Source organism: Flavobacterium ammonificans (assembly GCF_020886115.1).
In the GTDB taxonomy this organism is placed as follows: domain Bacteria; phylum Bacteroidota; class Bacteroidia; order Flavobacteriales; family Flavobacteriaceae; genus Flavobacterium; species Flavobacterium ammonificans.
Genome location: NZ_AP025185.1, coordinates 1388302 through 1409548, shown reverse-complemented (window position 1 = coordinate 1409548; position 21247 = coordinate 1388302). Strand labels below are relative to the sequence as shown.

Annotated in this window: 20 protein-coding genes; 8 read left to right on the top strand and 12 right to left on the bottom strand. The window is 33.3% G+C overall.

The features are described from left to right. Position 1: 1 nt before the first annotated feature. The 6 genes from LPC20_RS06185 to rpmH all read right to left on the bottom strand — a co-directional run bounded on the left by LPC20_RS06185 (position 2) and on the right by rpmH (position 7030). The gene (locus LPC20_RS06185; RefSeq protein WP_229323557.1) at positions 2-451 is read right to left on the bottom strand and encodes a sterol desaturase family protein; all 450 of its coding nucleotides are present in this window, start codon (positions 449-451) and stop codon (positions 2-4) included. Between the two features lie 18 nt (positions 452-469). Beyond that, on the bottom strand, positions 470-1309 hold the full coding sequence (locus LPC20_RS06180) for a phytoene/squalene synthase family protein (RefSeq protein WP_229323555.1): 840 nt from the start codon (positions 1307-1309) through the stop codon (positions 470-472). Position 1310: 1 nt separating this feature from the next. Then, positions 1311-2786 carry a phytoene desaturase family protein gene (locus LPC20_RS06175; protein WP_229323553.1) on the bottom strand — a complete coding sequence of 492 codons (1476 nt, stop codon included), beginning with the start codon at positions 2784-2786 and terminating at the stop codon, positions 1311-1313. A gap of 23 nt (positions 2787-2809) precedes the next feature. Further along, positions 2810-3706 carry a MerR family transcriptional regulator gene (locus LPC20_RS06170; RefSeq protein WP_229323551.1) on the bottom strand — a complete coding sequence of 299 codons (897 nt, stop codon included), beginning with the start codon at positions 3704-3706 and terminating at the stop codon, positions 2810-2812. Positions 3707-3852: 146 nt separating this feature from the next. Then, the gene (gene carB, locus LPC20_RS06165; RefSeq protein WP_229323549.1) at positions 3853-6708 is read right to left on the bottom strand and encodes a carbamoyl-phosphate synthase large subunit; all 2856 of its coding nucleotides are present in this window, start codon (positions 6706-6708) and stop codon (positions 3853-3855) included. 160 nt (positions 6709-6868) lie between these two features. Then, positions 6869-7030 carry a 50S ribosomal protein L34 gene (gene rpmH, locus LPC20_RS06160; RefSeq protein WP_008464848.1) on the bottom strand — a complete coding sequence of 54 codons (162 nt, stop codon included), beginning with the start codon at positions 7028-7030 and terminating at the stop codon, positions 6869-6871. A gap of 166 nt (positions 7031-7196) precedes the next feature. Between rpmH and LPC20_RS06155 the strand changes: the two genes are divergently transcribed. Then, positions 7197-7712 carry a DUF2892 domain-containing protein gene (locus LPC20_RS06155; protein WP_229323547.1) on the top strand — a complete coding sequence of 172 codons (516 nt, stop codon included), beginning with the start codon at positions 7197-7199 and terminating at the stop codon, positions 7710-7712. 61 nt (positions 7713-7773) lie between these two features. On the opposite strand, the gene LPC20_RS06150 is transcribed toward LPC20_RS06155, so the two are convergent. The 4 genes from LPC20_RS06150 to LPC20_RS06135 all read right to left on the bottom strand — a co-directional run bounded on the left by LPC20_RS06150 (position 7774) and on the right by LPC20_RS06135 (position 11546). Next, positions 7774-8094, bottom strand: a complete 321-nt coding sequence (locus tag LPC20_RS06150; protein ID WP_229323545.1) for a GIY-YIG nuclease family protein — start codon at positions 8092-8094, stop codon at positions 7774-7776. 129 nt (positions 8095-8223) lie between these two features. Beyond that, complete coding sequence (locus LPC20_RS06145; protein ID WP_229323543.1) at positions 8224-9129, bottom strand: lytic transglycosylase domain-containing protein; 906 nt, start codon at positions 9127-9129, stop codon at positions 8224-8226. A gap of 26 nt (positions 9130-9155) precedes the next feature. After that, positions 9156-9821: an alpha/beta hydrolase gene (locus tag LPC20_RS06140; RefSeq protein ID WP_229323541.1), complete on the bottom strand. Its 666-nt coding sequence runs from the start codon at positions 9819-9821 to the stop codon at positions 9156-9158. A gap of 90 nt (positions 9822-9911) precedes the next feature. After that, positions 9912-11546: an ABC-F family ATP-binding cassette domain-containing protein gene (locus LPC20_RS06135; protein ID WP_229323539.1), complete on the bottom strand. Its 1635-nt coding sequence runs from the start codon at positions 11544-11546 to the stop codon at positions 9912-9914. Between the two features lie 423 nt (positions 11547-11969). Here LPC20_RS06135 and LPC20_RS06130 point away from each other — a divergent pair, with 423 nt between their 5' ends. After that, positions 11970-12380, top strand: coding sequence for a hypothetical protein (locus tag LPC20_RS06130; RefSeq protein ID WP_229323537.1), 411 nt, complete (start codon positions 11970-11972; stop codon positions 12378-12380). A gap of 48 nt (positions 12381-12428) precedes the next feature. Beyond that, positions 12429-13811 (top strand): Kelch repeat-containing protein, encoded by a 1383-nt coding sequence (locus LPC20_RS06125; RefSeq protein WP_229323535.1) that lies wholly within the window; start codon positions 12429-12431, stop codon positions 13809-13811. 59 nt (positions 13812-13870) lie between these two features. Here LPC20_RS06125 and LPC20_RS06120 read toward each other — a convergent pair whose 3' ends face one another. Both LPC20_RS06120 and LPC20_RS06115 read right to left on the bottom strand, forming a co-directional pair. Further along, entirely contained in the window at positions 13871-15046 is a 1176-nt protein-coding gene (locus tag LPC20_RS06120) for a GlmU family protein (RefSeq protein ID WP_229323533.1), read from the bottom strand. 101 nt (positions 15047-15147) lie between these two features. Further along, positions 15148-15399 carry a type B 50S ribosomal protein L31 gene (locus LPC20_RS06115; protein ID WP_229323531.1) on the bottom strand — a complete coding sequence of 84 codons (252 nt, stop codon included), beginning with the start codon at positions 15397-15399 and terminating at the stop codon, positions 15148-15150. A gap of 243 nt (positions 15400-15642) precedes the next feature. Between LPC20_RS06115 and LPC20_RS06110 the strand changes: the two genes are divergently transcribed. The 5 genes from LPC20_RS06110 (at position 15643) to LPC20_RS06090 (ending at position 21245) form a co-directional block, all read left to right on the top strand. After that, the gene (locus LPC20_RS06110) at positions 15643-16170 is read left to right on the top strand and encodes a DUF4199 domain-containing protein (RefSeq protein WP_229323529.1); all 528 of its coding nucleotides are present in this window, start codon (positions 15643-15645) and stop codon (positions 16168-16170) included. 6 nt (positions 16171-16176) lie between these two features. After that, positions 16177-17130 (top strand): glycosyltransferase family 2 protein, encoded by a 954-nt coding sequence (locus LPC20_RS06105; RefSeq protein ID WP_229323527.1) that lies wholly within the window; start codon positions 16177-16179, stop codon positions 17128-17130. Between the two features lie 17 nt (positions 17131-17147). After that, positions 17148-17600 (top strand): ORF6N domain-containing protein, encoded by a 453-nt coding sequence (locus tag LPC20_RS06100; protein WP_229323525.1) that lies wholly within the window; start codon positions 17148-17150, stop codon positions 17598-17600. Positions 17601-17680: 80 nt separating this feature from the next. Next, entirely contained in the window at positions 17681-19411 is a 1731-nt protein-coding gene (locus tag LPC20_RS06095) for a phospho-sugar mutase (RefSeq protein ID WP_229323523.1), read from the top strand. 4 nt (positions 19412-19415) lie between these two features. After that, positions 19416-21245: an ABC transporter ATP-binding protein gene (locus tag LPC20_RS06090; RefSeq protein ID WP_229323521.1), complete on the top strand. Its 1830-nt coding sequence runs from the start codon at positions 19416-19418 to the stop codon at positions 21243-21245. Positions 21246-21247 lie beyond the last annotated feature (2 nt).

Below are 21247 nucleotides of genomic sequence, written 5' to 3'. Positions count from 1 at the left end.
ATTATATTTTATAATATTTGAAAGGCACAAACAACATTCCAAAACATTCACCGTGCTCCTTACCTAAATGCTTGTGATGCACTTTATGCGCTTTTCTCAATCCAATCAAATATTTGTTATTGGTATTTTTAAACCATTTAAATCGTTGATGAATTAATACATCATGAATCATGAAATAGCACAATCCGTAAAACATAATCCCTAAGCCAATAAAGAATTTATAATTCAATCCACCCCCTACACCGTAGTAAAAAAGAGCAATACTTGGAATAGCAAAAATGACAAAAAACACATCGTTACGTTCAAAAACATTGGCATATTTTGGTTGATGATGGTCTTCATGAAAATACCACATAAATCCATGCATTACAAATTTATGTGTACACCAAGTTACACACTCCATAATCAAAAAAGTCCCAAGGAAAATCAGAAAAAACTGGATTTCGTTCATTGTAATAATAATTTAATTTTAAACTAATTTTAATTTATAGGTAACAAAAGATTGGGCTAGTAAACCCGCTTTAGTATAATTAGAAACTCGAATTCTTGCTGTGCCAATTTTGTCACTAGGAGTTTTCTCTAACTTTTTTAATAATTTTTTATAATACACATAGGCTGTATAAACTCCAAATTTAGCTTCAATTGGCAACTTGGTAATTCCTTGAAAAGCAACTTTAAAATCCTCTTCAATTTCATTAATAATTGCTTTTTTAGACTGCTCATCAAAAGAGTTTAAATCCACACCTGGAAAATAAGTTCTGTTAAGAACCAAGTTATCGTCTTTTAAATCGCGAAGGAAATTGACTTTTTGGAATGCCGACCCTAATCGCATCGCTTCATCTTTAAGTAGATTGTATTGATTAGTATCGCCGTCAACAAAAACTTTCAAACACATTAAGCCTACCACATCAGCAGAACCGTAAATGTATTCTTCATATTCTTCTTTAGTTTGGTAGTCTGATTTAACCAAATCCAACTTCATGCTTTTCAAGAATGCTTGAATCAAATCATCTGAAATATTATAGCGTTTTACGGTCAATTGAAATGAATTTAAAATTGGATTTAAACTAATTCCAGAATGATACGCTTTATAATACTCTTTTTCAAAATCGTGAATAAGAGTTTCTTTTTCAAAACCATGAAATGAATCTACAATCTCGTCGGCAAAACGAACAAATCCGTAGACACTATAAATGGCTTCTCTTATGCTTGGAGAAAGCATGTAGACTGCTAATGAAAATGAAGTGCTGTAATTTTTAGTTACTAGCTTACTACATTTAAAAGATACGTCATCAAATAACTGCTTCATGTTATGCTTTTGAAAATTGTTTATCAATTAATTCGGACACCAGTTTTCCAGAAATTAATGCTGGAGGTACACCTGGCCCTGGTACGGTTAGTTGTCCTGAAAAAAACAGGTTTCCAACTTTATTACTTTTCAATTTGGGTCTTAAAAAAGCGGTTTGCAATAAAGTGTTAGCCATCCCGTATGCATTGCCTTTGTACGAATTGTATTCGCTTACAAAATCATTTTTGCAAAAAGATTGTTTAACTATAATGCTAGATCGAACTTCTTGTTGTGTTAACGACTCAAAACGATCCATAATTTTGTCAAAATATTCATTACGCAACGCTTCAGTATCTTCAATTCCTGGGGCTAAGGGAACTAAAAAGAAAGCAGATTCCATTCCTTCGGGTGCTGCTGAAGCATCTGTCAAAGATGGGAAATTAGCATAAAACAATGGTTCATCAGGCCATCTCGGTTCGTCATAAATATCTTTAGCATGTTGGTAAAAATCAGTATCAAAAAACAAAGCGTGATGCGAAATGTTTTGAATTTTTTTATTGAAACCTACATAAAATAATAATGAAGAAGGAGCAAATACTCGGCTATCCCAATATTTTTCAGAATAAGCACGGTGTTGTTCTTCTAGTAATGTTTCTGTATGATGGTAATCCGCACCACTCAAAACTACATCCGAATAGATTTCGGTTCCATTAACTACGATTCCTTTGGCTGTTTTATTTTCAACAATAATTTTTTCAATAGCAGCATTAGTTACAAATTTCACCCCTAATTCGGTAGCTAAACTTTCCATACCACGAACCACATCAAACATTCCTGTTTTTGGATGCCAAGTACCTAAACCAAAGTCGGCAAAATTCATAAAACTATAAAACGAAGGGGTATCCGATGGTTTAGCACCAAGAAAAAGAACTGGAAACTCTAAAATTTGAATCAATTTTTCGTTTTTAAATTTATTACGAACATCTCGACTGATGTTACTAAAAAATTGGCCTACTTTTTTAGCCGTTTCCACTGTTATTAATTCCAATGGAGAAACTCCAGGGCGATATACTAAATCTTTAATTGCTATATCATAATTCGATTGCGCTTCCAACATGAACTTTTCTAAAACCGCACCACTCCCTTTTTCAATAGATTCAAAAGTAGCAACAATTTCAGGTAAATTATCTGCAATTGCGATGAATTCATCAACTCCAAAATATACTCGATATGCAGGTGAAAGTTTAATTAATTCATAATAATCAGTCGTTTTTTTGCCAAAATCAGCAAAGAAACGTTCAAATACATCAGGCATCCAGTACCAACTTGGCCCCATATCAAAGGTAAATCCATCGATTTTGAGTTGGCGAGCTCTACCGCCAATACTGTCATTTTTTTCATAAACAGTTACTTTATGACCGCTTTGCGCCAAATAACTTGCTGCCGCTAAAGAAGAAAAACCAGAACCTATTATTGTGATTGTTTTTTGTTGTATCATTAAACGTACAGACTATTTTTTTATTAAATACTACTTACTAACGCCTCAATAGATTGAAATACTTGCATCTTTTCATCAACGATTGCTGGATCGATATGAGCCACCATTCGTCCTATAAACCAAAGCGAAGTAGTGTCAGATTCTAACACCTGTTTCATTTCAGTTATATACTCATTTACATTGTCTTTATCTGGCTGCACTGTCAAGTACGAAACAAAAACAATAGACTCAAAATGATTTTTTAAATATTTCAAACTATCAATTGGAACACTTTCACCTAGATAAATGGTTTTATACCCTTTGGCAAGAATTTCATAATTAAGATACATCAATCCTAATTCATGAATTTCGTTCATTGGTAAAGATAATACAAAAACTTTATCTGTTTTGGTAGGTTTGCGTATTTGTAATTGTTCTGTTTGAATGAGTAATTTTTGCTTGATCAAAAAAGTAATAAAATGCTCGTGTGATGGGGTTATAGTATCTGTTTGCCACAACATACCGATCTCATTCATCAGTGGCAAGAAAACATCATAAAATATTTCTTGAAATGATTTCTCTTTGGTTAACCAATCGTAAGTGTTGAAAAATAACTCTTGATCAAAATTCATCATGGCTATCTTAAACTCACTTATCGCATGACTTTTGGCTGTTTTATTAGTAACAATTTCACGAACTAAAGCAGGAATTGTTTCCGGTGGATATTTGGAAATTTTAGATATTTTATATCCAAAGTCATGAAGTAAAGTAATGTTAAGCAACTTTTGCAAACTAGCTAAATCGTACAATCTAATATTAGTATCAGTACGCATAGGCTCCAAAACGTTGTATCGTTTTTCCCAAATACGAATAGTATGCGCTTTAATTCCAGATAAATTCTCTAGATCTTTGATACTGAATACGTTTTTAACGTTGTTCATCCTTTCTTTGTTTTAATTAAACAAATGTAAAATAAAAAATGGTATTACGCTAATTAATATTACTATTGAAAATTCATTTTTTTCTTTCAGAAGTAATCATAAAAAAAGCCTCCGCATAGAGGCTTTTTAATTCTAAATCTGTTTTTTTATTTACTCAAATACATTTTTCTTCGAGAATACAATTCATAGAATTGGTCGTCTTTCAAGTCGTCAATAAACAAAATACTTTCTCCTGTTGATTTCATCTCTGGTCCCAATGCTTTGTTGACATTTTGGAATTTACTGAAAGAAAAAACAGGTTGCTTAATAGCATATCCTTTCAACTGTGGATTGTATGTAAAATCAGTGACTTTGTTAGCTCCTAACATAACTTTGGTAGCATAATTCACATAAGGTTCCCCATACGCTTTAGCAATAAAAGGAACGGTTCTAGAAGCTCTTGGATTGGCTTCAATAATATAAACAACATCATTTTTGATAGCAAACTGAATGTTGATTAAACCAACGGTTTTAAGCGCAATTGCTATTTTATGGGTATGATCTTTAATTTGTTGCATCACAAATTCACCCAAGTTAAATGGAGGTAAAGTCGCATTACTATCGCCTGAGTGTACGCCACAAGGCTCAATGTGTTCCATAATTCCGATGATGTAAACATTGCCATCCGCATCACAAATCGCATCAGCTTCAGCTTCAATAGCGCCATCTAAGTAATGATCTAATAACAATTTATTTCCTGGAATCGATTTCAATAAATTGATTACGTGTTCTTCTAATTCTTGTTTGTTGATGACAATTTTCATTCCTTGTCCACCTAACACATACGAAGGACGAATCAATAATGGAAAATCTAATGTATCTGCTAGTGCGGCTGCTTCATCAGCTGTTTCAGCAATTCCGAATTTAGGGAACGGAATATTTAATTCGGTCAATAAATCAGAGAAACGTCCTCTATCTTCGGCTAAATCCAAAGCATCAAAACTAGTTCCTAAAATTTTCACTCCGTATTTAGATAATTTCTCTGCTAATTTCAAGGCAGTTTGACCTCCTAATTGCACGATAACACCATCTGGTTTTTCGTGTTGAATAATGTCATAAATATGCTCCCAAAAAACTGGCTCAAAATACAATTTATCCGCCGTATCAAAATCAGTCGAAACCGTTTCAGGATTACAGTTAATCATAATCGTTTCGTATCCACATTCTTTAGCTGCAAGTACCCCGTGCACACAAGAATAATCAAACTCAATTCCTTGCCCAATTCTATTTGGTCCTGAACCTAGAACAATGATTTTCTTTTTATCAGTAACAATACTTTCATTATGAACATAACGTTCTCCATTTGGCTTTTCAATTTCAGCCTCGAAAGTGGAATAATAATACGGAGTTTGTGCCTTAAACTCGGCAGCACAAGTATCTACTAATTTGTAAACACGCTTGATTTTAGACTCCATACGTAAACTATGCACCTGACTTTCTAAACAACCCATCATATGGGCAATTTGTCTATCTGAAAATCCTTTTTGCTTAGCTTCCAACAATAATTCTCTCGGTAAAGAATCTACTTTATATGTAGTAATTTCTTTCTCTAAAGTGAATAATTCCTCATATTGTTTCAAGAACCACATATCAATTTTTGTGATTTCGTGAATACGACTCAACGGAATTCCCATTGCGATAGCATCATAAATCACAAAAACACGATCCCAACTCGCATAAGTCAGTTTCTCAATAATTTGTTCGTAATTGGTATATCCTTTACCGTCAGCTCCTAAACCATTTCTTTTGATTTCCAATGATTGCGTGGCTTTGTGTAAAGCTTCTTGGAACGAACGTCCAATTCCCATCACCTCACCTACTGATTTCATTTGAAGTCCTAAAGTTTTATCAGCACCTTCAAATTTGTCGAAGTTCCAACGTGGTATTTTTACAATTACATAATCCAATGTTGGCTCAAATAAAGCCGAAGTTGATTTTGTAATTTGATTTTGCAATTCGTCTAAGTTGTATCCTAAGGCTAATTTTGAAGCAATTTTAGCAATTGGATAACCCGTTGCTTTGGATGCCAATGCCGAAGAACGAGATACACGAGGGTTGATTTCAATAGCAACAATATCTTCTTTTTCATCTGGCGAAACCGCAAATTGTACATTACAACCTCCAGCAAAATTTCCGATACTTCGCATCATCAAAATGGCCATATCACGCATTTTTTGGAATGTCGTATCCGATAATGTCATCGCTGGTGCAACTGTAATAGAATCTCCCGTGTGGATTCCCATTGGATCCATATTTTCAATAGAACAGATGATAACAACATTGTCATTTTTATCTCTCAATAACTCTAATTCGTATTCTTTCCAACCCAACAAAGCCTTGTCAATCAACACTTCGTGAATTGGCGACATTTCTAAACCGTAAGTTAGTTTTTCGTCAAATTCTTCTTTGCTATGCACAAAAGCCGCACCTGTTCCACCCAAGGTAAATGAGGGGCGAATTACTAATGGAAAGCCAAATTCTTGTGCAATTTCTTTTCCTTGTAAGAACGAAGTAGCTGTTTTTGCAGGCGCAGCAGGGATACCAATTTTCTCTAATAATTGTTTGAACTGCTCTCTATCTTCGGTAATATTAATGGCGTTCACATCAACCCCAATCAAACGAACCCCAAAATCTTCCCAAATTCCTTTATCTTCTGCTTCTAAACACAAGTTCAACGCCGTTTGCCCACCCATTGTTGGCAATACCGCATCAATTTGCGGATGTGCTTTCAAGATTTCAATAATCGACTTGGTTGTCAATGGTTTCAAGTAAACATGATCGGCCATAGAAGGATCAGTCATAATCGTAGCTGGATTCGAATTGATTAATATCACTTCGATTCCTTCCTCACGAATAGAACGTGCTGATTGAGAACCTGCATAATCAAATTCGCAAGCTTGACCAATTACGATAGGACCTGAACCTATTATTAAAACGGATTTTATGGATGTGTCTTTTGGCATTTTGGTAGTATTAGTGTGTTGTTGTAAACTTTATTTTATGATTGTATAGTATGTAGTGGAAACTCTTTTATGGTCAACCGACCCAAAGTTAGCTTAAATATTCAAAAAAAAGCCGTTACTAAAAAATAGTAACGGCTTTATATTGATTATAGAATAACCATTATTTTTTGTGTCTAGGTTCGCTAGAAACAGTCAATTTATGTCTTCCTTTAGCTCTTCTTCTTGCAAGAACTTTTCTTCCATTAGCAGAAGCCATTCTGTCCATAAATCCGTGTTTATTTCTTCTTTTTCTTTTCGATGGTTGAAACGTTCTTTTGCTCATTGGTTTGTATCTTTAAAATCTTTATTTATATGTCTTGTAGTTTTTGAATAACCGTTACCCGAAAACCGAGTGCAAATATACAAAGACTTTTTTTTCTAGCAAGTAGTTTTATAAAAATATTTTTAATTCCTTTTACTATCTTTGCAATCATAAATTCAAACCTATTATGTTTCACAAAAATATCAAACTTATTCTTGCCGGACTTATTGTAGCTGCTGGCATTTGGCAATTTACTGAAAGTAACATCGGAAATGGAATATTCCTTTTACTACTATCAATCATACCAGTTTTTTTATATTTCAAAAACGAATTCATTTTATTGGCGTTTCTAAAGTTAAGAAAGCAAGATTTTGAAGGTGCTAGAAAATGGTTGGATAAAATAAAAAATCCAGAAGGCGCTTTAATTCAAAAACAGCAAGGGTACTTTAATTACTTGCATGGAATTATGCTTTCGCAAACCAACATTAACCAATCAGAGAAATTTTTCAAAAAAGCTATCGAATTAGGATTGTCTATGGATATGGATTTGGCTGTTGCCAAATTAAACCTAGCTGGTATTGCTATGTCTAGAAGACGCAAACTAGAAGCAACTTCATTATTGAATGAAGCTAAAAAGCTGGACAAACAAAACATGCTGAAAGAACAAATCAGTATGATGAAAGAGCAAATGAAGAAAATATAGATTTTCTAGAACCTGAAACAAGTTCAGGTTGACAGATAATATATTATATATAGTACGTCTGTCATTCTGAACTTGTTTCAGAATCTAATTGTTCCCATAAATTAATCCAGTTAGGATTAGATTCCTCAATTAAATTTATCTTCCACTGTCTGTGCCAATTTTTTAATTGTTTTTCTCTAGCAATTGCATCATTAACATATTGAAATTCTTCGAAATAGACTAAAGTTTTTAACTTGTACTTTGAGGTAAATTTTGATCCTTCTCCGCTAACATGCCTCTCCATTCTATCATCTAAACCTCCTGTGACTCCAATATAAAGAACTCCATTAGGTTTATTCGTTACAATATACACCCAATAATTATGGTATACCCTATTAGCCATTTTAAATTCAATTAATTTAGAACCTGAAACAAGTTCAGGTTGACAGTTATCCTGCTTATGTTCTCGTCTTTAATTCTTAACTCGTTTACCTCACCTATTCATTACTTCTCAAGACATATTTTCAATTAGTTAATACCCTTCCAAAGGAATTTCTAGTTGGTATTTTTTATTGGTCGGATTGACCAACTTAGTGGCTCGCAACCAAGGATTGTGAATTTTTAGAATTTTATAATTTATCCCTTGTTGTTTTGCCAAACTAGCTAAATCGTTAACTGTGGTATCAATAGTAATTTTCTTTGTTGGCACTATTCGATATTTTTCTTCTTCACCAATAGGAAAACCATACTGTTCTGGATTTTGCATAATTTGTTTTAAAGCTAAGGTTCTAAAAATATAACGAGAAGTTTCGTCATTCAACAATAAATCGTAATAATTAGTTACTTTTTGAAGATCCATTTGTTTTTTGATGCCACTTCCACCGGCATTGTAGGATGCTGCTACTAAAGTCCAATTGCCAAATCTCTCTTTAGCTTTCAAGAAATAAGCACAAGCTGCTTCTGTTGCTTTTTCTAAATGATAACGCTCATCTACATTTTCGTTCACTTCCAAACCAATTTCTTTAGCCGTTTCAGGCATAAATTGCCAAACTCCTTTGGCTCCAGCCGGAGAAACAGCATTAACCAAACCACTCTCAATCACAGCAACGTATTTAAAATCATCCGGAATTCCGTTTTTCTTTAAAATAGGTTCAATTACCGAAAATGCTCGGCGAGCTCTTTTTAAAATTAAAAAAGTCGAAGCGTTCAAATGTTTATTCACTAATAACTCTCTATCCAAACGCTCTTGTACATCAGCAATTTGCAAAGGCACTGCCTCCCCAGCAAAATCAATTTTAGCAGGGAAATAATTAGGATTGAATTGGGCAATCCATTTAGAAGGTAATTCTAATTTGGATGCAAAAATAAAAAGACCACTAATTAGCATTACGCCAATAACAAGAACCGATTTACGAAAAATATTTGTTGATTTAATCATTGGGTATTGAATTGAATTTAGTACTTCTAATTCCCTTGAATTAACAAAGGAAGATTTTCGTTGAGCCATTTGTATTTACTTAAAATCATGACATGTGTACCGCCTTTAACTACAATACACTTTTTTATATTTTCAATGGGAAACACTTCATCGGCATCACCATGAATATGAATTACATTTTGGTTTAGTTGTTTTGGCTCCCATAAAATTACATTCTCGATTGCCCAATCCAAATAATGTACCTCGCGAACCGACAAATAGCGTTCATATAATTTTAATCGCTGAGTGATGGACTTTCCAAAAGAAAATGTACTTAATTTTTCAATATTTGCAAATATAGAAGTGGGAATTAATTTGTATGCTTTAGTAGTCTTTGCTATCTTCATTCGACGAGGAAACTCAGCATTAGATTTGACACTTGAGATAATGATTACTTTTAAAGGATTCAAAAATGCAGCCATTTCCTGAACCAGAATACCCCCAAAAGAGACACCTATCAATACCGGATTAGGAGCTGTAACCTTCTCTGACATTCGTTTAGCATAATCCATTAAAGGTTCGTTACCTATAGGCAATTCCCAATCTAAAAGATGCACTTCAAAAACAGATTCAGGCAATGCAATACGTTCAAATATTAACGAACTAGCCGCTAAACCAGGCATGCAATACACCGAAATCTTATTAGTATCCATAGTTAAAGCCATTACTTACGGGTAAAAATAAGGATATTTTTCAGAAGAATAGATTTGAATAGAAATAAAGAAAGTCGGTTCCGATAAAAACTACTTCTCGATTTCTCGAAGGTTTTCCATTTTTTTATGTGCTAAGAAACCCGCAATATCTTCAAAGTGTTCCACCACTCTTTTGTTTCCGAATTCAAAAACTTTAGTAGCTAATCCATCTAAGAAATCTCGATCGTGAGATACTAAAATTAAAGTACCATCAAAATCTTTTAAGGCGTCTTTAATTATATCTTTGGTTTTCATATCCAGATGATTGGAAGGCTCATCCAAAATCAATAAGTTAACAGGTTCTAACAACAATTTAATCATCGCTAAACGAGTTTTCTCTCCTCCTGAAAGCACTTTTACTTTCTTGGTCACATCGTCACCATGAAACATAAACGCTCCTAAAATATCTTTGATTTTGGTACGAACATCACCGACAGCAATATCGTCAATAGTTTCAAAAATCGAAGCGTTCCCATCCAATAAAGCCGCTTGGTTTTGAGCGAAATAACCAATTTGAGCATTGTGACCAATTTCGACACTTCCGCTATCAATGCCAATTTCTTTCATAATGGCTTTAATCATAGTCGATTTACCTTCTCCATTTTTTCCAACAAAAGCGACTTTCTGTCCACGCTCAATAACCAAATTAGCGTCTTTAAAAACGACATGGTCACCATACGATTTCGATAATTCTTTTACAATTACAGGATATTGTCCTGAACGTGCAGCCGGAGGAAATTTCAGTTTCAATGCAGATGTATCCACCTCATCAACTTGAACTATTTCTAGTTTCTCCAACATCTTAACTCGTGATTGTACGGCATCTGTTTTTGAAAAAGTACCTTTGAATCGGTCAATAAACGCTCTATTATCAGCAATCATTTTTTGTTGCTCATCGTAGGCTTTTTGCTGGTGCATACGTCGGTCTTTTCTCAATTCCAAATAATGAGAATATTTGGCTTTATAATCATAAATACGTCCCATAGTAACTTCTATAGTACGATTAGTAATATTATCAACAAAAGCCCTATCATGCGAAATCACCACTACTGCTTTGGCTTGGTTTACCAAAAAATCCTCTAGCCATTGAATACTTTCGATATCCATATGGTTCGTTGGCTCATCCAACAAAATCAGGTCGGGTTTTTGCAATAAAATTTTAGCCAATTCAATTCGCATTCTCCAACCACCAGAAAATTCAGATGTTTGTCGCGTAAAATCAGTACGCTCAAATCCTAAACCGATTAATATTTTTTCTACCTCAGCTTCGTAATTGACTTCTTCAATAGCGTAATATTTCTCACTCAAATCAGAAACACGCTCAATCAACTTCATGTACTCATCACTTTCATAATCCGTACGAACGGTCAATTGCTCATTTATTTCGTCAATTTCAGCTTTCATTTTAAATATTTCACCAAAAGCCTTAGACGCTTCTTCAATTACAGTTGCGCCATCCGTTGTCAATAAATGTTGAGGCAAATAAGCCACTACCGCTTCTTTTGGGGCCGAAATCGAACCCGTAGTAGGTTTACTTTGTCCTGCGATAATTTTTAAAAGCGTCGATTTTCCGGCGCCATTTTTACCCATAAGGGCAATTTTATCATTTTCATTTATTGCAAAAGAAACTTCACTAAAAAGTGTTGTTCCGCTAAACTGGACAGAAATATCATTAACTGTAATCATTACCTATTGGTTTTAGTGGATTGAGAAATCGATAATCCGACCTCTATTTTTAGAAGGCGCAAATATAATTCAATTCTCCTCTTTATTAATCATAGACAAAAAAATTAATTTCAAACCCATTTGGAATTTCAGATACTGCTTAAAAAAAGTACTCTAGTTGAATCAAAATAAGACATCAAATAGCTAGAAGAAGCCAATAAAAACAGACTTTCTATAGTCCAAAAAGTAAAAAAAATGGACAAAACATATTATTGAAGTTAATTTAAATAAATAATCCTATTTGATTAACAACTGTTTAGTCACGAAAAATAGCAGAAAATATTGTTTCGTGCATTTTTTTGAAGAGTAAAGAATCTTTTGCTGAATTTTACATTTAAGAAAGTATCCCTACTATTTTCTTCATTAACCAAAACCCCACATGTTATGATTTCAAAAGAAACCACAGCCATCATAAGCATATCAAACAATGGCATTATTTTGAATCCTAGATCTAATAGTAAAGAACAAATTCCATATTCTGATGTATCAAAAATTCACATTAGTGTACATCAGCGTCAATTCGTTTTGAAAATATTTCTTATCAGTTATTTTATTTTCACTCTTTTTTGTTTGAATTACTTGAACTTAGAATTATCAGTTTTTTCAATTGTAATATTTACAATCAACTTTTTGGTAATGAATTCTCTTGATTTCAAAAGTTACCGCCTTCAAATTGTGTTGAAAAATAATATGATCATTGAAAAGCGAATTCCTAAAAAATTGAAATACGAATTCATCAGTATAGTGAACGAAGTTAGGGGAAATCTTAATTTAGAACCAACAGTGGTTTTGTAGTATACTATTTTTTTGTATTTTAGAAAAAAATTAAACAATTCGGGATTTATGAATAGGCTTTTAATTATTTTCTATCTAGTACTTTTACATACCTCTCCAAAAGGATTTTCTCAAACTGACAAATACAAAGGGGAAAGTTTTCTTTTTAAAGATGCAAAAACCAATGACGCAATTGTCATTGAACATGATTCCATTTTTTACAGAAACAACCCTGACCAGATTCAGCGCTTAAAGCATTCTAATTATCCTGAAATAATTTCTAGATACAACGCTTTTCAAATTAAAGGCAAGAATTATTTTGCACACAATGGTTGCGGACCAGTGTTAGAATGGCGTAATGATTCTATTGTGCGCATTGATAAATCGTTTTTACATCAAAATCAATTTGGATCTTCTAATTTCGTTTACAATAACGAGATATACTACTTTGGAGGTTATGGTTTATTTACTTACAAAAACATTCTAACCAAATACATTTTTAAATCCAGAGAATGGATGTCTATTCAAACTTTTGGCAATGAATTTCCGTCTCCAAGACGCGATGCTAATATTGTTTTAATTGGAGATGCTTTATACGTTTTTGGTGGCTGGTCAGAAGACCCTGATAGTTTTTACTTTGGACAAAAATTTGCCGATGATATAGTTTGGAAACTCAATCTTAAATCCATGAAATGGAGCAAAGAAGGCGTATATAATACCAAATACAACTCAATAGAAAACCACATCAACTTTCAAGTTGGTTCAAAAATGTACATGCTGAGCCGTGGTTCTGATAATAAACTTTTAGAGATTGATATTGAGAATAACACCATTAAAAAGTATCTACTTCCTTCACTTATTCTACCTAAATTCATTTATTTTGATGAAAAATCTCAAGAAATAGTAGCATTACATTTCTTAAGCACGAATGCTTCTAGTAAAATTATTCGATTAAAATTAAAAACAATTTTAGTAAATCCAATATACACAGAAACGTTTATAACTACACCATATTCAACCTGGATGTATTCGTTTCTATTAATTGGTCTCGTATTGTTTCTTTTCTATCTGTTTTATAAATTAAAAATAAAAGGCACCATTAATTCTAATAATAGCTTGCTATTTGACAGTGCTTCACAACAATTACTCTTTAAGGGTAAAATTATCGACGCCTTTGATGCCAATGAATTAAAAATCATTTTACATTTAATTAAAAACCAAGCTGACTATATTCCGCTTAACTCATTAAACAATTTATTTGAACAAGAAGAAATTACAGAAAATTATTCAAGTACAACTAAACGCAGAGAAACCACTTTAAACAACATCATCACTAAATTAAGTTTAATTTCGGGAAATAAAGAAAGTGAGATTGTATTGTATCGAAAAAATCCTGACGACAAACGAATGAAAGAAATCAAGTTGAAAGATCGTTTTATTAGAGTCAAGTAAATAAATAAAAAAACTCGCGTCAATTGATGCGAGTTTTTTTTGTATAGTATTCTAATCTTTTATTCTTTTCTCCACTTCTTAGTTTCCTCAAAAACCTGTTCTAAAATTGCTTGTTCTTTTTCGTCAAATTCCACATTTCTGCGGCTCATAACTAGTTTTGCCGTTGCAAAAGCTTTGCTTGTAACATAGGTAGTAAATCCAGCGGCTCCTCCCCAAGAAAAACTCGGTACAAAATTACGCGGAAAACCACTCCCAAAAATATTGGCACTTACACCCACAACAGTTCCTGTATTGAACATAGTGTTTATTGCGCATTTACTATGATCTCCCATAATCAAACCACAAAATTGCAAACCTGTTTTTGCAAAACCTTCGGTTTCGTAACTCCATAATTTGACTTCCTCGTAATTGTTTTTAAGATTGGAATTATTACTATCCGCACCAATATTGCACCATTCTCCTAAAACCGAATTGCCTAAAAATCCATCATGCCCTTTATTAGAATAGCCAAATAAAACCGAGTTGTTCACTTCGCCTCCAATTTTAGAAAAAGGTCCTACAGTAGTTGCTCCGTAAATTTTGGCAGCCATTTTAACCCCTGCTCCTTCGCATAAAGCAAACGGACCACGAATTACAGCGCCTTCCATAATCTCAGCATTCTTCCCAATGTAAATTGGGCCTGTGGAAGCATTCAATGTAACAAACTCCAATTTGGCTCCTTCTTCGATAAAAATATTTTCAGGAGCAATTGTATTCACTGTTTTTGGAATGGGTTGCGATTTTCTATCCTGAGTCACCAACTCAAAATCGGCACGAAGTACCGCATCATTTTTAGAAAAAATATCCCAGGTATTTTGAACCGTCAAACAGTCACCTGAAAATTCTACTATTTCATACGTATCAAAATCAACTTCTTCTTGGTCTTCATTCGTAAAGAAAGCAACAACCTCATCTCCTTTAAAAATAGCTTGATTCGATTCTAAATTCTGAATCATTTCAACTAAAGAAGCGTTAGGCAAAAAAGAAGCATTAATCATTACGTTCTGCTCCATTTCCACCATTGGAAATTTATCTGAAAGATATTCTTCGGTCAAAGTGGTGGTAGTAGATCCTAAGTAAGCTTCCCATTTTTGACGAATTGTCAAAATTCCAATTAAAATATCGGCAACGGGACGTGTGAAAGTAAAAGGCAAAAGGGCATTTCTAGAGGGACCGTCGAAAAGAATATAATTCATTTTAAATTTTTACAAAGTTATAAAGGCTCAAAGTTACAAAGATTTACATAAAAAAAGCCTCACAAATTGTGAGGCTTAGTATAGTAAAAAACAAATTAAAATTATTTAACGTGTTTCGCGTATTTCGTTTTGAATTTATCGATACGTCCTGCAGTATCAATTAATTTAGATTTACCTGTGTAAAAAGGGTGAGAAGTTCTAGAAATCTCCATTTTAACAACTGGATATTCTACACCATCAACAGTGATTGTTTCTTTAGCATCAGCAGTAGATTTAGTAATAAAAACGTCATCATTTGACATGTCTTTAAAAGCAACTAATCTGTAATTTTCTGGGTGTACACCTTTTTTCATCGTAATTCTTTTTTATTAAATTCAATTATAATCTTGCTTTGAAGCTTTTCTTCTAACAGAAAAGGTATAAACCGATTATAACTTTTTGTTTTACATTTATTATTTTGAGACTGCAAATTTACACTTATTTTTCAATAAACAAATCTTTAACTTACTTTTTTTAACTATGGCTTAATACTGATTTTTAGCAGCAAATAAACTCGGAATTACTATATTTGTAGATTAATTTAAAACTACAAAGTCATGATAAACGAAATTATTAAAAAAAATGGCGTTACATATGGAATTATTACAGCTATAATTTCAGTTTTCTCTACTACTATAATGTATTCAATAGACTTAAATCTATTTGTCAATATGTGGATTGGATTTAGTCTTATTGGTTTATACTTGATTATTGGTATAATTTTACTTTTTAACACCAAAAAAGATTTAAAAGGTAATTTATCATTTAAAGAAGGATTTACTACTTATTTTATTTCAGCCTTGATAGGCGTAACGGTTTCTACAGCATTTAGCATACTTCTTTTTAACTTCATAGATACAGAAGCACGTGATCAAATCAGTGAGCTATTCATAAAAAGTCAAGTTAAAATGATGCAAAATTTTGGAGCACCACCAAAAGCAATTAATGAAATGATTACTCAATTAAAAGAAAATTCGCAATTTTCATTCCAAGGACTTATAACAGGTTTTTTTCAGTCAATGTTAGGTTCAATAATTTTTGGATTGATATTAGCCGCATTTTTTAAAAGTAAGTCACAAGAATAATAATACATGAATCTATCCATACTTATCCCGCTTCTTAACGAAGAGGAATCATTGAACGAATTGTACACTTGGATTGTCAAAGTGATGCAAACGAATAATTACACTTACGAAATCATCTTCCTTGATGATGGTAGTACAGATAATTCTTGGCAGTGCATCGAACAATTTGCTCAGGAAAATTCGAATGTAAAAGGAATTCGTTTCATGAAGAATTTTGGCAAGTCGCAAGCCTTACATGCAGGTTTTGCCAAAGCCAAAGGAGATGTTATCATTACTATGGATGCTGATTTGCAAGATAGCCCGGAAGAAATTCCTGGATTGTATGACATGATTACCAATGGAAACTTTGACTTGGTTTCGGGATGGAAAAAGAAACGCTACGATTCTGTTGTTGCTAAAAATTTGCCTTCCAAATTATTCAACTGGGCAGCTCGAAAAACTTCGGGTGTATATTTGAATGATTTCAATTGCGGTCTTAAAGCTTACAAAAATGTGGTGGTGAAAAATGTAGAAGTTTCAGGAGAAATGCACCGTTACATTCCTGTTTTAGCTAAAAACGCCGGTTTCAATAAAATTGGCGAAAAAGTAGTTCAACATCAGGCTAGAAAATATGGCGAGTCAAAATTTGGCATGAGCCGATTTATCAATGGATTTTTAGATTTAATTACCATTTGGTTTTTATCACGTTATGGGAAACGACCTATGCACTTTTTTGGAGCTGTGGGCGTATTAATGTTTATCATTGGTTTTGTTTCTACAGGTTTGATTATTGGTGTCAAATTATTCCGTTTGTACTCGGGTTACGATACCATATTGGTAACAAATAATCCACTGTTTTATATCGCGCTAACCGCTATGATTATTGGTTCGCAATTATTCCTAGCTGGGTTTTTAGGCGAAATAATCCTTCGCACAAAAAATAATGAAGAACGTTATAAAATTGCTAATGAACTGAATTAAAAACTTATTTGAATTAAATGCCCAACTCCCAAATCATTACCCAAAAAATTATCGAAATCAGAGATCACAAAGTACTACTCGATTTTGATTTAGCTGAATTGTACAATACGGAAACAAGAACTCTAAAACAAGCTGTTAGAAGAAATCTAAATAGATTCCCTGAAGACTTCATGTTTGAATTAACCGAAGAAGAATTTCAATGTTTGAGGTCACAAATTGTGACCTCAAACAGAGGAGGAATAAGATACATGCCCTTTGCGTTTACAGAACAGGGCGTAGCAATGCTTTCAAGTGTTTTGAATAACGAAAAAGCTATTGAAATTAACATTGCCATCATGCGCAGTTTTGTTTCGCTTCGAAAATTTGCACTGACGTATGAAGAATTAACAAAACGAGTAACGGAAATTGAACAGCAGTTTGCTGCGCCTGTTCGCCTTAAGGCTCGGGTCCAGAGATTTATAAAGCACTGAATCATTTGATGGATTCCAAGCAACAAGATAAGGTGCAACAAGAACGAAAAAAGATTGGTTATACCAAATAATAGACATAAATGGAAATCAAACAAACTATTTTAGACAAAGTAAACGAATGGCTTTCGCCTAATTTTGACTCAGCAACACAAAATACAATTAAAGAAATGATGACTTCAGCTCCACAAGAGCTAGAAGAAAGTTTTTATAAGAATTTGGAATTTGGAACGGGTGGAATGCGTGGCGTTATGGGAGTTGGAACTAACCGCATTAACCAATACACCTTAGGAAAAAACACCCAAGGTTTGTCTAACTATTTGAAAAAAGTATTTCCTGGTGAAAATTTACGTGTAGCTATTGCTTACGATTGCCGCCACAACAGCGATACTTTGGCTAAAGTAGTTGCTGATGTGTTTTCTGCCAATGGAATTCAGGTTTTCTTATTTTCAGAATTGCGTACAACTCCCGAATTGTCATTTACAGTAAAACATTTGAATTGTCATGCAGGAATTGTGTTGACTGCTTCTCATAATCCACCAGAATACAACGGATACAAAGTATATTGGCAAGATGGAGGTCAATTAGTACCACCTCAAGATGGTGAGATTATTGAGTTAATCGAAGCCTTGAATTATGACGAAATCAAGTTTGAAGCCAACGCTGATCTAATTCAATATATTGGAGCAGAAGTTGATGCTGCTTTTCATCAATCTACAATTGAGAACGCCAGTTTTAAAACAACACCGGCAGCAGCCAAAGAAAACTTAAAAATCGTATACACTTCGCTACACGGAACTTCGATTAAATCGATTCCAACCGTTTTGGCGCAAGCGGGATACTCACAAGTTCATATTGTTAAAGAACAAGCAGAACCAAACGGAGATTTTCCAACTGTTAAATCCCCTAATCCAGAAGAACCAGAAGCTTTAAGTATGGCCATGCAATTAGCGGAAGAAACAGATGCTGATATTGTAATTGGTACTGATCCCGATTCAGATCGTTTAGGCGTAGCTGTAAGAAATACTGAAGGTAAAATGATATTATTGAATGGCAATCAGACAATGATTATCATGACGGCATTTTTATTAGAACAATGGAAACGTGCCGATAAAATTACTGGAACTGAATTCGTAGGTTCGACAATTGTATCGACTCCGATGATGCTCGAATTAGCCTCTGCTTATGGAGTAGAATGCAAAGTTGGGTTGACTGGTTTCAAATGGATTGCCAAAATGATTAAGGATTTCCCTAACCAAAAATTCATCGGCGGTGGAGAAGAAAGTTTTGGGTTTATGGTAGGCGATGCCGTTCGCGACAAAGATGCGGTGGGCGCTTCGCTTTTAGTATGTGAAATTGCCGCTTTGGCGAAAGCCTCTGGAAGTTCGTTATACCAAGAGTTATTGAATTTGTATGTTGATTTTGGTTGCTACAAAGAGCATTTGATTTCGTTAACCAAAAAAGGTATTGACGGACTAGCCGAAATCAATCAAATGATGATTGACTTGCGTGAAAATCCTGTTGATGAAATCAATGGTCAACGCGTGGTATGTATTGATGATTACCAAAATTCAACTTCATTAAACAGAATAACAAACGAAATTGAGCCAATTGCTATTCCTAAATCGAATGTGTTAATCTACTATTTGGAAGACGGTTCTAAAATTTGCGCGCGACCAAGTGGAACGGAACCAAAAATAAAATTCTATTTTAGTGTAAACACTATTTTGGATAAAGTCGAAAATTTTAGAGCAGTTGAAACTGAATTGAATCAAAAAATTAAAAACATAATCGCAGCAATGCAATTGAATTAAATTAATGGAAAAAAACTTAATTAAACTATTACCATATACGAAACCGTATAAGACAAACATTGTTCTCAACATTGTATATAATATTTTATACGCTTTATTTAGCACTCTTTCCATGATTACATTATTTCCATTACTGGAAGTTTTATTCAAAAAAAGCAATGAAGTAATCAAAGAACCAGTGTTTAACGGAATTGAAAATATTGGGAAATTTGGAAAAGAATGGCTTTTCTATAATATCTCTCATTTAAATAAAACACAGGGGCCTGAGTCTGCTTTATTGTTAGTGGTTGTATTAGTAATTATTACCTTTTTATTGAAAAATGTATTTAATTTTTTAGCTTCTTATCACATTACCCATCTAAAAAACGGTGTTTTGCGTGATTTAAGAAAAACGATGTATGATAAGATTGTAGAATTACCTATCCCTTATTATTCAGAAAAAAGAAAAGGAGATATGATGGCGAGAATGCTAGGCGATGTGAATGAAGTTCAAAATTCATTTTTCTCTATTCTTGAACTCATCGTTAAAGAACCTTTAACAATACTTTTTACCATAATTGCAATGTTAAACATTAGTGTTAATTTAACATTATTTGTATTTATTTTTATACCAATTTCAGGATTTGTAATTTCAAAAGTAGGTAAAAGTTTAAAAGCAAAATCCACTCGAGCACAAGAGGAAAGTGGTTATTTTATTTCTTTAGTTGAAGAAAGTTTATCTGGACTTAAAGTAATCAAAAGTTACAATGCTGAAGGAATATTCAAAACTATGTTTGGAGATTCCATCAACAGACTTTTTGTTTTTTCAAATTTAATTGGAAACAAAAATAATTTAGCTTCACCCTTAAGCGAATTTATGGGAATTGTGACCATAGCAACCTTACTTTGGTATGGGGGCAATCTAGTATTAGTCGACAAAACATTGGATGGCTCGCTATTTCTTGTATATATGTTACTTGCTTACAACATATTGACACCTGCCAAAAACATCTCTAAAGCTTCTTATGCTGTTAAAAATGGATTAGCTGCCGCCGAACGTGTTTTTGAAGTTTTAGAAATTGAAAACACCATTCCAAATGATAAAAATGCCATAATTAAAAAATCATTTGATTCAAATATTACCATCTCAAATATCAACTTTAAATACAAAGATGATAATGTACTGAAAGAGTTTTCATTAGAGGTAAACAAAGGGCAAACAGTTGCGTTAGTAGGTCAATCTGGTAGCGGAAAAAGTACAATTGCCAATTTATTGACTCGCTTTTATGATGTGAACGAAGGTACCATTCAAATTGATGGTATTGATATTAAAAAATTAGATATTCATTGCTTGCGAGGTTTAATAGGCCTAGTTACTCAAGACAGTATATTATTTAATGACACAATAAAAGCTAATATTGCTTTAGGAAAAGAGGATGCTACTGATGAAGAAATTATCGAAGCCCTAAAAATTGCCAATGCTTTTGAATTTGTGAACGAATTGCCTCATGGAATTCACACTAATATAGGTGATAGCGGTAATAAATTATCAGGAGGTCAAAAACAACGTCTATCGATTGCACGTGCAGTTTTAAAAAATCCACCAATTATGATTTTAGACGAGGCGACTTCAGCATTGGATACTGAAAGTGAAAAATTTGTGCAAGTAGCCCTCGAAAATATGATGCAAAACCGAACATCTATTGTTATTGCACACCGCCTCTCTACTATTCAAAAAGCAAACAAAATTGTTGTAATGCAAAAAGGTCGAATTGTAGAACAAGGCACTCATGAAGAATTAATTGCATTGAACGGAACCTACAACAAATTGGTGAGTATGCAATCACTCGAATAAAA

Bases quoted from the DNA above. Each gene is read 5' to 3' on its own strand.
- LPC20_RS06185 (WP_229323557.1), bottom strand. From the start codon at position 451: ATGAACGAAATCCAGTTTTTTCTGATTTTCCTTGGGACTTTTTTGATT.
- LPC20_RS06180 (WP_229323555.1), bottom strand. From the start codon at position 1,309: ATGAAGCAGTTATTTGATGACGTATCTTTTAAATGTAGTAAGCTAGTA.
- LPC20_RS06175 (WP_229323553.1), bottom strand. From the start codon at position 2,786: ATGATACAACAAAAAACAATCACAATAATAGGTTCTGGTTTTTCTTCT.
- LPC20_RS06170 (WP_229323551.1), bottom strand. From the start codon at position 3,706: ATGAACAACGTTAAAAACGTATTCAGTATCAAAGATCTAGAGAATTTA.
- carB (WP_229323549.1), bottom strand. From the start codon at position 6,708: ATGCCAAAAGACACATCCATAAAATCCGTTTTAATAATAGGTTCAGGT.
- rpmH (WP_008464848.1), bottom strand. From the start codon at position 7,030: ATGAGCAAAAGAACGTTTCAACCATCGAAAAGAAAAAGAAGAAATAAA.
- LPC20_RS06155 (WP_229323547.1), top strand. From the start codon at position 7,197: ATGTTTCACAAAAATATCAAACTTATTCTTGCCGGACTTATTGTAGCT.
- LPC20_RS06150 (WP_229323545.1), bottom strand. From the start codon at position 8,094: ATGGCTAATAGGGTATACCATAATTATTGGGTGTATATTGTAACGAAT.
- LPC20_RS06145 (WP_229323543.1), bottom strand. From the start codon at position 9,129: ATGATTAAATCAACAAATATTTTTCGTAAATCGGTTCTTGTTATTGGC.
- LPC20_RS06140 (WP_229323541.1), bottom strand. From the start codon at position 9,821: ATGGATACTAATAAGATTTCGGTGTATTGCATGCCTGGTTTAGCGGCT.
- LPC20_RS06135 (WP_229323539.1), bottom strand. From the start codon at position 11,546: ATGATTACAGTTAATGATATTTCTGTCCAGTTTAGCGGAACAACACTT.
- LPC20_RS06130 (WP_229323537.1), top strand. From the start codon at position 11,970: ATGATTTCAAAAGAAACCACAGCCATCATAAGCATATCAAACAATGGC.
- LPC20_RS06125 (WP_229323535.1), top strand. From the start codon at position 12,429: ATGAATAGGCTTTTAATTATTTTCTATCTAGTACTTTTACATACCTCT.
- LPC20_RS06120 (WP_229323533.1), bottom strand. From the start codon at position 15,046: ATGAATTATATTCTTTTCGACGGTCCCTCTAGAAATGCCCTTTTGCCT.
- LPC20_RS06115 (WP_229323531.1), bottom strand. From the start codon at position 15,399: ATGAAAAAAGGTGTACACCCAGAAAATTACAGATTAGTTGCTTTTAAA.
- LPC20_RS06110 (WP_229323529.1), top strand. From the start codon at position 15,643: ATGATAAACGAAATTATTAAAAAAAATGGCGTTACATATGGAATTATT.
- LPC20_RS06105 (WP_229323527.1), top strand. From the start codon at position 16,177: ATGAATCTATCCATACTTATCCCGCTTCTTAACGAAGAGGAATCATTG.
- LPC20_RS06100 (WP_229323525.1), top strand. From the start codon at position 17,148: ATGCCCAACTCCCAAATCATTACCCAAAAAATTATCGAAATCAGAGAT.
- LPC20_RS06095 (WP_229323523.1), top strand. From the start codon at position 17,681: ATGGAAATCAAACAAACTATTTTAGACAAAGTAAACGAATGGCTTTCG.
- LPC20_RS06090 (WP_229323521.1), top strand. From the start codon at position 19,416: ATGGAAAAAAACTTAATTAAACTATTACCATATACGAAACCGTATAAG.